The organism is Olsenella massiliensis (assembly GCF_001457795.1).
In the GTDB taxonomy this organism is placed as follows: domain Bacteria; phylum Actinomycetota; class Coriobacteriia; order Coriobacteriales; family Atopobiaceae; genus Olsenella_F; species Olsenella_F massiliensis.
Window position 1 is genome coordinate 61,829 of record NZ_LN898211.1, and the last position, 12,588, is coordinate 74,416.

Annotated in this window: 9 protein-coding genes; all 9 read left to right on the top strand. The window is 66.8% G+C overall.

All coding sequences use genetic code 11. The features are described from left to right. Positions 1–57 precede the first annotated feature (57 nt). The 9 genes from BN3001_RS04380 (at position 58) to xdhC (ending at position 12,588) form a co-directional block, all read left to right on the top strand. A complete protein-coding gene (locus tag BN3001_RS04380) occupies positions 58–531 on the top strand; it encodes a 4Fe-4S binding protein (protein WP_058271231.1) in 474 nt (157 codons plus the stop codon). Further along, on the top strand, positions 497–3,322 hold the full coding sequence (gene xdh, locus BN3001_RS04385) for a selenium-dependent xanthine dehydrogenase (protein ID WP_148362948.1): 2,826 nt from the start codon (positions 497–499) through the stop codon (positions 3,320–3,322). Before BN3001_RS04380 ends, xdh begins: the two co-directional genes overlap by 35 nt. A gap of 96 nt (positions 3,323–3,418) precedes the next feature. Further along, positions 3,419–4,930 (top strand): ABC transporter ATP-binding protein, encoded by a 1,512-nt coding sequence (locus BN3001_RS04390; protein WP_058271232.1) that lies wholly within the window; start codon positions 3,419–3,421, stop codon positions 4,928–4,930. Between the two features lie 13 nt (positions 4,931–4,943). Further along, complete coding sequence (locus BN3001_RS04395) at positions 4,944–6,059, top strand: ABC transporter permease (RefSeq protein WP_058270605.1); 1,116 nt, start codon at positions 4,944–4,946, stop codon at positions 6,057–6,059. Then, on the top strand, positions 6,059–6,994 hold the full coding sequence (locus BN3001_RS04400; protein WP_058270606.1) for an ABC transporter permease: 936 nt from the start codon (positions 6,059–6,061) through the stop codon (positions 6,992–6,994). Before BN3001_RS04395 ends, BN3001_RS04400 begins: the two co-directional genes overlap by 1 nt. Positions 6,995–7,163: 169 nt before the next feature. Continuing rightward, a complete protein-coding gene (locus tag BN3001_RS04405; protein WP_058270607.1) occupies positions 7,164–8,258 on the top strand; it encodes a BMP family lipoprotein in 1,095 nt (364 codons plus the stop codon). A 597-nt stretch (positions 8,259–8,855) separates the two neighbouring features. Then, positions 8,856–11,198: a xanthine dehydrogenase subunit XdhA gene (gene xdhA, locus BN3001_RS04410; protein WP_058270608.1), complete on the top strand. Its 2,343-nt coding sequence runs from the start codon at positions 8,856–8,858 to the stop codon at positions 11,196–11,198. Further along, positions 11,198–12,079 carry a xanthine dehydrogenase subunit XdhB gene (gene xdhB, locus BN3001_RS04415; RefSeq protein ID WP_058270609.1) on the top strand — a complete coding sequence of 294 codons (882 nt, stop codon included), beginning with the start codon at positions 11,198–11,200 and terminating at the stop codon, positions 12,077–12,079. The genes xdhA and xdhB overlap by 1 nt, the downstream gene beginning before the upstream one ends. Next, on the top strand, positions 12,076–12,588 hold the full coding sequence (gene xdhC, locus BN3001_RS04420; protein ID WP_235815041.1) for a xanthine dehydrogenase subunit XdhC: 513 nt from the start codon (positions 12,076–12,078) through the stop codon (positions 12,586–12,588). The genes xdhB and xdhC overlap by 4 nt, the downstream gene beginning before the upstream one ends.

Genomic DNA, 12,588 nt, shown 5'->3' on the forward strand with positions numbered 1-12,588 from the left:
CGGGCGATGCGGCCCGACGCGGTCGCGTCGCCCGGCGCACGACGGGAGGTGGCGCGCATGGCAAAAAGACGGCCCACGGTGGCCCACGTTCGCTGCTGGGGCGGGTCACGCCCTGAGGAGCGCTGCGCCGAGGGCTGCATAGGCTGCGGCGCCTGCGTGGAGGCCTGTCGGCTTCGGGCGATCGAGCTTGGCGAGAGGGGCGTCGCCCGGGTGCTGCGTGACGTCTGCGTGGGCTGCGGCCTCTGCGTGCGCGCCTGCCCGCAGGGCGTCATCGCGCTGGCGCCTCGTGACGCGACGATTCTCCCCTTGTGCTCCAACCACGAGCCGGGCGCCGTCGCGCGCGCATCCTGCGCGTCCAGCTGCGTCGCCTGCGGCGTCTGCGAGCGCGTCTGCCCCGCTGACGCCATCCACGTCGTCAGCGAGTGCGCCACCTGCGACACGACCGCCTGCATAGCCTGCGGGCTCTGCGCCACGCGCTGCCCGCGCGGGGTCATCCATGACGCCGACGGCCTTTTGGCGCCCGCATACTAGGAAGGAGGCGAGACGATTGGGAACCTATAGCTTCCTGGTGAACGGCGTCAGGCGCACGACCGACGAGAACAAGTCGCTCCTGCGCTTCCTTCGCGACGACCTCCGCCTGACCTCCGTCAAGGACGGGTGCTCCGAGGGCGCCTGCGGAACCTGCACCGTCGTCGTTGACGGCATCGCCACCAAGGGCTGCGTCATCACGACCAAGCTGGCGGACGGCAGGGAGGTCATGACGCCCGAGGGTCTTGACCCCGCCGAGCAGGAGGCCTTCGTCTATGCCTTCGGCGCCGTCGGCGCCGTGCAGTGCGGCTTCTGCATTCCTGGCATGGTCATGAGCGGGGCGGCCCTCATCCGTCGGAACCCCAGCCCCAGCGAGGACGACGTCAAGACCGCCATCAAGGGCAACGTGTGCCGCTGCACCGGCTACAAGAAGATCATTGAGGGCATCCTGCTCGCCGCCGCCGTGCTGAGAGGCGAGCGCCAGATTGACCCCGGCCTCGAGCGGGGCGACGACTACGGCGTGGGCACGGGGGCCTTCCGCGTGGACGTGCGCCGCAAGGTCCTGGGCTTTGGCGTCTATCCTGACGACGTCACGAGCGAGGACTACCCGGACCTGGCCTACGCCGCCGCCGTGCGCACGAAGTATCCCCGCGCCCGCGTCCTTTCCATCGACAGCTCCAAGGCGGAGGCCCTGCCGGGCGTCCTGGGCGTCCTCAGGGCCAAGGACGTGCCGGTGAACCAGGTGGGCCACATCGTCCAGGACTGGGACGTGCTCATCGCCGAGGGAGACCTCACGCGCTGCATGGGAGATGCGATCTGCCTGGTGGTCGCCGAGGACGAGGCGACCCTCGCCAAGGCGAGGCGCCTCGTGAAGGTGACCTACGAGGAGCTTGAGCCCGTCCGCTCCATCGATGAGGCCAAGGCGGCCGGAGCGCCCCTCATCCACGACAGCTTCCTCGCCTTTGGCAACGTGGTCCGGCTGCATGACAACGTGTGCCAGAGTCGGCACGTCAAGCGCGGGGACGCGAAGGCCGCCCTCGCCGCCTCGGCTCACGTGGTGACGGGCAGCTTCGAGACGCCCTTCACCGAGCACGCCTTCCTTGAGCCCGAGTGCGCCGTCGCCTTTCCCTACAAGGACGGCGTGAGGATCCTCAGCACGGACCAGGGTGCGTACGACACGCGCAAGGAGGTCGCCCACATGCTGGGCTGGGACGACGAGCCCGAGCGCGTCGTGGTGCAGACCATGCTGGTCGGGGGCGGCTTCGGCGGCAAGGAGGACGTGAGCGTCCAGCATCTCGCCGCCCTCGCGGCGCTGCGCTTTGGCCGCGCCGTGAAGTGCAAGCTCACGCGCGGGGAGTCCATCGCCTTCCATCCCAAGCGTCACGCCATGAGGGGCACCTTCACCTTGGGCTGCGACGAGAATGGCCTGCTCACGGGCCTTGACTGCGAGATCAACTTTGACACGGGCGCGTACGCCAGCCTCTGCGGCCCCGTCCTCGAGCGCGCCTGCACGCACTCGGTGGGCCCGTACACCTATCAGAACACCGACATCCGCGGCTACGGGTACTACACCAACAACCCGCCCGCCGGCGCGTTCAGGGGCTTTGGCGTGTGCCAGAGCGAGTTTGCCCTGGAGTGCCTCATGGACGAGCTGGCCGACAAGGTGGGCATCTCGCCCTGGGAGATGCGCTTCAGAAACGCCGTCGAGCCGGGCGACGTCCTGCCTAACGGGCAGGTTGCCGACCGCTCCACGGCGCTCAAGGAGACGCTTTTGGCCGTGAGGGACGCCTATGACGCGAACGAGGGCCACTGCGGCCTCGCCTGCGCCATGAAGAACGCCGGCACCGGCGTGGGGCTGCCGGACAAGGGCCGCTGCGAGATTCGCGTCGAGGGCGGCAGGGCCGTGGTGTACTCGGCGACCTCGGACATAGGTCAGGGCTGCAACACCGTGTTTCTGCAGGACGTCGCCGAGGCGAGCGGCCTGCCCAAGTCGCACATCCTCAACGGCGAGTGCTCGACCGAGGCGGCGCCCGACTCCGGGACCACCTCGGGGTCGCGCCAGACGGTCGTCACGGGCGAGGCGGTGCGCGGCGCGGCCTTCCTGCTGCGCGACGCCATGCTTGCCGTCGAGCGGGGCGAGGACGCTCCTGCGGCGCCCGTGCGCGCCCTGGGAGACGGCCTCGTCGTGACCCTGGAGGGCGGCGAGCCGTACCGGGGGGCGATGGGTGACAGCCTGAGGGCCGGCAGCCCCGTGCGCCCGGACGACCCCGTGGGCGCCCTCTCCAGGCTCGAGGGGTGCAGCTTCCACTACGAGTACTTCGAGGTCACGGACAAGCTCGGTGCCGACAAGCCCAATCCCAAGAGCCACATCTGCTACGGCTTTGCCACTCACCTGGTGGTCCTTGACAAGGACCGGCGCGTGAGCGAGGTCTATGCGGCCCATGACGCCGGCAAGGTCGTCAATCCCATCGCCATCCAGGGACAGATCGAGGGGGGCGTGCTCATGTCGATGGGCTATGCGCTCACCGAAGACTTTCCGCTGAAGGACTGCGTTCCCACGGCTCGCTTTGGTACGCTTGGCCTGCTGCGCGCCACCCAGATCCCTGACATTCACGCCATCTACGTCGAGAAGGACGAGCTCCTCCCCGTCGCGTACGGTGGCAAGGGCATAGGCGAGATCGCCACGATTCCTACGGCCCCGGCCATCAGGAACGCCTACCGTAGGGTGGACGGCGTCGCCCAGTCGAGGCTTCCGCTCGCCAATACGCCCTACGAGAGAAAGAGGCGCAGATAGACGGTCGTAACCGAGGGCCGCATGCGGCCCGGTCGCACGTGCTTGGAACCAAGAGAGGTCATGGAGACGCAACATGACGAGAGGGGTGGTCAGGACATGGGAGAACTCCTGCGGATGGAGGGGGTGGACAAGCGCTTCGGGTCGTTCTACGCGAATCGGGGGGTGAACCTTTCCATACGCGAAGGCGAGGTTCACACGCTCCTGGGCGAGAACGGGGCGGGCAAGTCCACGCTGATGAACTGCCTCATCGGGCTGTACACGCCCGAGGCGGGCAAGATATACATGCATGGCGAGGAGGTGCGCATCAACACCCCGCGCGACGCCGTTGACAGGGGCATCGGCATGGTCCATCAGCACTTCATGCTGGTTGACGCCATGACGGGCCTCGAGAACATCATCCTGGGGGACAAGCGCCACGCGTCGCCCCTCCTGCAGCGCGGAGACGACCGCAAGACCGTCGAGGAGCTCATGGAGCGCTACGGCCTTGAGGTCGACCTTGACGCGCGCATCTCGGACATGTCCATCGGCATGCAGCAGCGCGTCGAGATCCTGAAGGTGCTCTTCCGCGGCGCGGACCTCCTGATCCTGGACGAGCCCACCGCCGTCCTCACGGACCTTGAGGTGCAGGGGCTCTTTGACATCATGCGCTCGCTCACCGACGAGGGGAAGTCGATCGTCTTCATCTCGCACAAGATGCGCGAGGTCATGTTCATCTCCGACCGCGTCACGGTCCTGCGCCGCGGCGAGTGCGTCGACACGCTCGACATCGCCAACACCACCGAGCAGGAGCTCGCCGACCTCATGATCGGCCAGAAGTTCACCGAGAGCAGCTACCGCAAGGTCGAGGCCCCCGGCGAGGTCAGGCTGTGCCTCAAGAACGTCTGCTACCGTCCCCAGATGAAGCACGGCGGCCTCAGGGACGTGAGCCTCACGCTGCACAAGGGCGAGATCCTGGGCGTCGCGGGCATCGACGGCAACGGCCAGACGCCGCTCGCGGAGGTCGTCACGGGCCTTGTCTCGCCCGAATCCGGCGAGGTCATCGGCCCTGACGGAAGCAGCATCGCGCTCTTTTCTCCCCAGGCCTTCATCGACGCGGGCATCGGCAACATCCCCGAGGACCGCAACAAGATGGGCCTGGTGGGCGACATGACGGTCGCCGAGAACCTGGTCCTCAAGCAGACGGGCAGCGAGCGCTTCTCGGCCGGCCGCGGCGCCTGGCTCAAGATGGACGCCATCCAGCGCTTTGCCGACGAGCTGCGCGAGGAAAACGACATCCGCTGCACGTCCGTCAACCAGACGGCCCGCAGCCTCTCGGGCGGCAACCAGCAGAAGGTCATCCTGGCCCGCGAGCTTGACAGCCACCCGCAGCTTCTCGTGGCGGTCTATCCCACGCGCGGCCTGGACATCGGCGCCACCGGCTTCGTGCACGACCAGATCGTCGCCCAGCGCGACGCCGGCTGCTCGGTGCTGCTCATCTCGGCGGACTTCGACGAGGTCCTCAAGCTCTCCGACCGCATCGTCGTCCTCTTTGAGGGGCAGATCATGGGAACCTATCCGGGCGCGAACCCTCCCATCAAGGAGATTTCGCTTGCCATGGCAGGAAAGTAGGGAGGGACGCACGTTGGCAAGGAAACTTGACGCCCAGGAGAGCCGCGAGAGAACGCTCATGATTCTCACGCCGGTCGTCTCCGTGCTGCTGGCGCTCATCATAGGCGCCGTCATCATTGCCGCGCTCGGCAAGAGTCCCCTGCAGGGCTACGCCGCCATGCTCCAGGGCTCCCTGGGGACGCCGGCGAAGCTCGCCAAGACGCTCGAGCGCGCCTGCCCGCTGATCTTCACGGGCCTCTGCGCGGTCTTCGCCTACAAGTGCGGCGTGTTCAACCTCGGCGGCGAGGGCCAGTTCATCATGGGCGGGTGCGTGTGCGCCTCGACCATCTTCGGGCTGCATCTCTCGGGCCCTGCGGGCCTGGTGCTGGGGCTTGTCGCCGGCATCGTCGCCGGCGGGGTCTGGGGCCTGCTGCCGGGCGTCCTCAAGATCACCCGGGGCCTCAACGAGATGATCACCACGATCATGTTCAACTACATCGCCATGTACTTCATGGAGTTCGTGTTCAAGAACCTCTACTCCGACAACGGCCTGCCCAAGACCGTCGCCGTGCCCGACTCCTCCCGCCTTCCGGGGGTGCTCGGCACGCACGTGGGCGTGGTGCTCGCCATCCTGCTCGCGATCTTCCTGTGGTACCTGATCTTTCGCACCTCCTTCGGCTTCAAGATTCGCGCCGTCGGCATGAACCCCGTCGCGTCCAAGGTCAGCGGCTTTCCCGTCCGCAGGCTCGTGCTCCTCACGTTCATCATGTCCGGCGCCATCGCGGGCATGGGCGGCGCCGTCGAGCTCATGGGCAAGACGCCCTACCGCCTGGCGGACGGCTTTGGGTCGGGCTTTGGCTTCGACGGCGTCGCCATCGCCCTCATCGCCCAGCTCAACCCCATCGCCGCCCTGTTCGTCGCCATCCTGTTCGGCGTGCTGTCCACCGGCGGCACCATGATGCAGAGCGTCATCGGCGTGCCCACGGCAATCGTGGACATCATTCGCGGCCTCATCATCATCTTCGCCATCGCGGGCATGGCCTTCATCAAGCTCCCGCAGATCAAGTCCTTCATCGAGTCCAGGCTGACGGGCGGGGCGGGCAAGGGCGCCCCCGCCGACACGCCCAAGAAAACGGAGGTGGAGGCGTAATGGACTTCTTCATGGCGTCGCTCCCCACGATTCTTTCCGCCACGACGCTCAGCGCCGTGCCCATCCTGCTGGCGGCCCTCGGGGAGCTCTTCTCGGAGCGGGCCGGCCTGGTCAACATCGGCCTAGAGGGCATCATGGCCGTCGGCGCCTTCGTCGCCTTCGCCGTGGGCAAGATGACGGGCAACCTATGGCTGGGCCTGGTGGCCGCCATGGCCGCCGGCGTGCTCGTCAACATGATCTACGGGCTCTGCACGGTCACGCTCTGCTGTGACCAGGTGGTCTGCGGCATGGCGATCAACATCCTCGCCCCGGCGCTGGCGCTCTTTGGCTACAACCTCTTCGTGGGATCCAACTCGGCCAACGCCACCGGCAGTCTCATGCCCCACATCCAGATTCCGCTCCTCAGCCAGATACCCCTCCTCGGCGACCCGGTCTTTGGACAGCAGCTGCTCGCCTACCTCGCGTTCATCCTCGTGCCCCTCATCGGGTACTTCTTCAGGAACTTCCGCGGCGGCCTCTCGTTCCGCTCGGTGGGCGAAAACCCCCAGGCCGCCGAGACGCTCGGCATCAACGTCGTCCGCATCAAGTACGCTGCCTGCGTTGCTTGTGGGGTGCTGGCGGGGGCGGGCGGCGCCTTCCTCTCCATCTGCACGACGCCCATCTATATCGACGGCATCGTGATGGGTCGCGGCTTCATCGCGCTGGCGACGGTCATCTTCGGTCGCTGGAGCGCGCTGGGCATCATGGCGGCGAGCCTGCTCTTTGGCTTCTTCGACGGGCTCAACGTCGCCCTGCAGGCCCAGTTCAACGCCTCGCCGGTCATGTTCTTCAAGATGATTCCGTATGCTTTCACGATCGTCGCCCTGGTCTTCTTCGGCTCCCGCCGCGCCGGTCCCAAGGCCAACGGGCAGCCGTACTATCGGGAGTCCCGCTAGGACCCTGACGGCGCTGCGGCCGGGCGGCGGGTTCGTCCGCGGCGCCGTGACAACAGCCATGCGGCGGGGCGCGGGCTCGCCGCCGGAGACGGGAGGACGGAGTCACTACGAGGCAGCGTGTGGTATACCAGCGTTTGTATGTCGGTTTTTCCAGCAAGGAGGAAGCAACATGAGCAATTCCAAGTTCAACAAGAACGTCACCAGGCGCTCCGCGATGGGCCTGTGCCTGGGCGCCGCCTCGATTGCCCTTGCGGGCTGCGGCGGCTCGCCCTCCTCTGACGCGGGAGGCTCTTCCTCGGGCTCCGCAAAGCGCAAGGTCGCCATGATCATGAGCGGCACCATCACCGACGGCGGCTGGGACCAGGGTCACTACGAGTCCCTGAAGAAGGCCATCGAGTCCCATGACGGCTGGGAGATGCTCGAGCCCAAGGAGAACACCGCCGACGCCGACGCCGCCACGGCGGCGCAGAGCTACGTGGACCAGGACGTCGACCTGATCGTGGGCAACGGCAACCAGTTTGCGTCCGACTGGGCGGAGGTCGTGGCCTCCGCGATCGAGGACCATCCCAACGTCCACTTCCTCATCACCAACACGGACCCCAAGAGCGAGATGGCGGACTACGCGAACCTCGACAACGTCGAGACGGTCCTTCCTGACTTCACCCAGACCGGCGCCTTGGCCGGCGTCGTGGCGGGTCTCATGACTGCCACCAAGAGCATCGGCTTCATCGGCGGCATGAAGCTCCCCTCCACCGAGGCCAAGTATGCGGCCTACCTCGCCGCGGCCCAGAAGGTCAACCCCGGCGTCACGGGCCAGTACAACTTTGAGGCCGGCTTCACCGACGCCTCCCTGGGCACCAAGCTGACCGAGAACTGGATCAACTCCAACAACGTCGACGTCATGTGGGGCGACGCCTCCGCCGTGGACAACGGGTCGCGCCAGGCCCTGGCCGCCGCGGGCGCCGACACGCACTTTGACATCGCCCAGCCCATCGACATCGTGGGCGACGACCAGCCCACCGTCATCACCTCGACGGTGACCAACTGGAAGATCGACCAGGCCATGGACGAGATCGAGAAGGGCAGCTTCGGCAAGGGCAACACCATCGTCGCCAACATGGACAACGGCGGCGTGGCCCTGGGCAAGTTCTCGGACAAGGTTCCCCAGGACATCCAGGCCAAGATCGGCGAGTACGCCGACCAGATCAAGGCGGGGTCGTTCCTGACGGACGCCGAGATCGACGCCATCAAGAAGACGCTGTAGGGGGAAGGTCACCCACGGCGCGCACGCGCCATGCGCGAACACGAATCGCCGGCGCCTCCCGGGCATAAAGGGGGGCGCCGGTTTTTGCGTCCATCCACGCCGCGGCGGCGTGCGGCGCCTGCGACAGACGCCCGCGCGCTGCCCTCCGCCGGCACTGCGGCATTCCGCCGCACTTCGGTATACCCTGCCAGATATAACGAAAAGTAATACAACAAAAAAATTTGTATGCCACTAACGGTTTGTTTGATACCGCACAAGCTGCGAGCTTCATCGGCGTTTTCGTTACCTGATACCATCAGGTCTGACAACCAGTGAGTGTTGGCGGGAATGCAGAGCTGTCAGTTCAACCACGGGCCCCTCGCATGCTGCGTGCGGCCTCTGGCACCTTCAAGACAGCGTGCAGGTGGTACCAACGGGGGCGGCATCCTCGGGTCGCATGCGTCGTCGGGAGGGGACGAGGCGTTGGGGCACATCCATCACGATACCCCACCTGATCGTGCTGCATCATGGTCGCGCGCATGCCGGGCGCATCCCCAGGCGCCCGGGGCCCGGCGTGCGGGCACGGGAGATGGCGTGGCATCAGCGAAGGGGTGAGCCATGAAGAAGTTGAGAGAGGTGGGCAGGTCGGTCGTGCGCGTGGATGCGCGCGACAAGGTGACCGGTCGTGCCATGTACGCCGACGACCTCTGCCCCAAGCCGTGCCTTGAGGCGCGCATCCTGCACGCGACGATAGGCAACGGACTCGTCAAGTCCATAGACGTCTCCAAGGCGCGCGAGGTGCCCGGCGTCGTCGCCGTGTACACCTGCTTCGACGTGCCCGACATCACCTATCCCGTGGCGGGGCATCCGTGGTACGCGGCGTCCAAGGCCGAAAAGCGCGACGTGGCCGACCGCAAGCTGCTCGATGCGCGCGTGCGTCTCTATGGCGACAACATCGCCGTCGTCGTGGCCGAGGACACCGTCGCCTGCGACAGGGGCCTCGCCAAGATCGAGGTCGAGTATGAGGAGTGGCCCGTCGTCTATGACCCCAAGGAGTCTCTCAAGGGCACCGAGCATCCCGTCCAGGACCGGAGGCCCGACAACCTCGTGGCCCACACGCTGGCCGAGACCAGCAAGGAGAAGCTCGCCGAGCTGGGCTATGCCAGCGTTGACGAGGCCCTTGCGGACCCGTGCCACCATCACGTCTCGATTCACGTCGAGAGCGCGGAGCAGTCCCAGGTGCACATCGAGACCTGCGTGTCCTTCTGCTACGGCGAGTCGGGCAGGATCGTCTGCGTCTCGTCCACCCAGATCCCCCACATCTGCCGCCGCGTCATAGGCCAGGCGCTGGGCATCCCCTGGGGCGACGTCCGCGTGATCAAGCCCTACATCGGCGGCGGGTTCGGCACCAAGCAGGACATCCACTACGAGCCCCTCAACGCCTGGATCTGCCAGCAGCTGGGCGGCGCCTGCGTGCGCCTGGAGCTCAGCCGCGAGGAGCTGTTCTTTGCCACGAGCGGTCGCCAGCCCAAGACGTTCGAGGTCGAGGCGACCGTCGATGACGACATGAACCTCCGCGCCCGCTCCATCCTGGCCTACTCCAACACGGGCGGCTACATTCACCACGGTCACGCCCTGGTGCTCAACTCGGTCAACTCCTTCCGCTGGCTGTACCACACGCAGGAGGACGTCATCCGCTGCGAGGCCTACACGGTCTACACCAACGGCCCCCACACCGGTGCCATGCGCGCCTATGGCGTGCCCGAGGGCAACTGGGCCGCCGAGTGCCTCATGGGCGACATCGCCTATGACCGGGGGTGGGACGGCGTCGAGTTTCGCATGAAGAACGCCATCAGGCAGGGCTTCGTCGACGAGTTCTCGCCGGGCAACTACATCTCGTCGCGCAGCAACGGCCTGGCGGAGTGCGTCGAGAAGGGCAAGCGCTACATCGGCTGGGACGAGCACAAGGCGACCTACGCCAACGAGACGGGCCCGATTCGTCATGGCGTGGGCGTGTCCCTCTTCGTGTACAAGACGGCCGTCGCCCCCTTCGCGCTCGAGACGGCCACGGCGTCCATGACGCTCAACCAGGACGGCTCCATCCAGCTCCAGATGGGCGCCACCGAGATCGGCCAGGGTGCCGACACCGTCTTCTCGCAGATGGCCGCCGAGGCCGTAGGCGTTGACACCGAGGACGTCCACATCGTCTCCCAGCAGGACACGGACGTCACGCCCTATGACTCCGGCGCCTACGCCTCGCGCCAGACCTACGTCTCGGGCACGGCGGTCAAGCAGACGGGCCAGGTGCTGCGCCAGAAGATCCTGGACTTTGCCCGCTTTCTGCACCCCGACGCCCAGGGCGAGCTTGACCTGCGCGACCACATGATCGTGGACGTGGTGGGCAACAAGGTCTGCGACCTTTGCGAGCTGGCGCTCGAGGCCTACTACAACATGGATCACAACGACCAGCTTCACGCCCACGAGACCGTCAACGTCCATACCAACGCCCTCGCCGTGGGCTGCACCTTCGCCGAGGTCACGGTGGACATGCCGCTGGGCCAGGTCACCGTCGACAGGATCATCAACGTGCAGGACAACGGTCGCCTCATCAACCCCAAGACCGTCGAGCAGCAGGTGCACGGCGGCATGTCGCAGTCCATCGGCTACGGGCTCTACGAGGAGCTGCTGGTGGACGAGAGGACGGGCCGCTGTCGCAACAACAACCTGCTCGACTACAAGATTCCCACCACCATGGACCTGCCCGACCTCGAGGCGCAGTTTGTCGAGACGGACGAGCCCACCGCCCCCTACGGCAACAAGGCCGTGGGCGAGACGCCGACCATCTCCCCGGCGGCCGCCATCCGCGACGCCATCCTGGACGCGACGGGCGTCAAGTTCTACCACGAGCCGATGACCCCCCAGCGCCTCTTCGAGGGGTTCAGGAAGGAGGGACTCGTCTGATGTACGACATCGAGTACCTGCACGAGGCCACGAGCGTCGAGGACGCCGTCCAGGTCCTGGCCCGCGACTCCCAGGCTCGCGTCATCGCCGGCGGCACCGACCTTCTGGTCAAGAACCGCGACGGCAAGTTTCCCGCCGCCCACCTCGTCTCGATCCATGAGCTTCACGACGAGCTCGACGGCGTCACGCTGGCCGACGACGGCACCGTCGAGATCGGCCCCATCACCTGGTTCCATCATGTGACCACGAGCCCCGTCATCCAGGCGACGGTCCCCACGCTGGGCGACGCCTGCGACACCCCCGGCGGCCCGCAGCTGCGCGTCTCGGGCACGATCGGCGGCAACGTGTGCAACGCGGCCACCTCGGCCGACACCGCCTCCACGCTGTATGCCTACGGCGCCCTGCTGGACGTGAGGAGCGTCCGCGGCGAGCGCACGATCCCCATCGAGGAGTGGTATGCCGGGCCCGGCAAATCAACGCTGGCCCAGGACGAGCTGCTTGTGAGGATTCGGATCCCCAAGGACCACTATGAGGGGTTCACGGGCCACTACTTCAAGTACGGCAAGCGGCGCGCGCTTGAGATCGCGACGTTGGGCTGCTGCTGCCTCGTCAAGCTCTCCGCCGACAAGACGCTGGTGGACGACATCCGCCTCGCCTTTGGCGTCGCCGGCCCCACGCCCCTGCGCGCCCTCAAGGCCGAGGAGGCCGTCCGCGGCCTGCCCCTCGCAAAGGCCGTGGAGGCGATAGGGGCGCTGGCTCAGGCCGACACCCATCCCCGTGACAGCTGGCGCGCCTCCAAGGCGTTTCGCCTGCAGCTGATCGGCGAGATGTCCAGGCGCTCGTTGGTGGCGGCGGCGCGCAAGGGAGGGGCGACGCTATGATGGACATGAGAATTCTCACGTGCACGGTCAACGGCAAGAAGGTCCAGGTGGGCTACGACCCCCGCGAGTCCCTGCTTGACACGTTGCGCAACCGCCTTCATCTTACGAGCGTCAAGCGAGGCTGCGAGGTGGGGGAGTGCGGCGCCTGCACCGTCCTCGTGGACGGCGTCGCCACCGACACCTGCCTCTATCTGACGCAATGGGCGCAGGGCAAGGACATCCTCACGGTGGAGGGCCTCGCCGCCCCTGACGGGACGCTCGACCCCGTGCAGCAGGCCTTCGTGGACGAGTTTGCCGTCCAGTGCGGCTTCTGCATACCTGGGCTCATCATGAGCACGGAGGAGATCGTCCGCACGGGCAGGACGTACAGCCGCGACGAGCTGCGCAAGCTCCTCTCGGGCCATCTGTGCCGCTGCACCGGCTACCAGGACGTCATGAACGCCGTCGAGAAGGCCGTCAACTGGTGCGTCGAGCACGGATACTCAGACCAGGCCGGTGCTCGGGCCTAG

Coding starts and splice junctions, on each gene's coding strand:
- BN3001_RS04380 (WP_058271231.1), top strand. CDS start 58: ATGGCAAAAAGACGGCCCACGGTGGCCCACGTTCGCTGCTGGGGCGGG.
- xdh (WP_148362948.1), top strand. CDS start 497: ATGACGCCGACGGCCTTTTGGCGCCCGCATACTAGGAAGGAGGCGAGA.
- BN3001_RS04390 (WP_058271232.1), top strand. CDS start 3,419: ATGGGAGAACTCCTGCGGATGGAGGGGGTGGACAAGCGCTTCGGGTCG.
- BN3001_RS04400 (WP_058270606.1), top strand. CDS start 6,059: ATGGACTTCTTCATGGCGTCGCTCCCCACGATTCTTTCCGCCACGACG.
- BN3001_RS04405 (WP_058270607.1), top strand. CDS start 7,164: ATGAGCAATTCCAAGTTCAACAAGAACGTCACCAGGCGCTCCGCGATG.
- xdhA (WP_058270608.1), top strand. CDS start 8,856: ATGAAGAAGTTGAGAGAGGTGGGCAGGTCGGTCGTGCGCGTGGATGCG.
- xdhB (WP_058270609.1), top strand. CDS start 11,198: ATGTACGACATCGAGTACCTGCACGAGGCCACGAGCGTCGAGGACGCC.
- xdhC (WP_235815041.1), top strand. CDS start 12,076: ATGATGGACATGAGAATTCTCACGTGCACGGTCAACGGCAAGAAGGTC.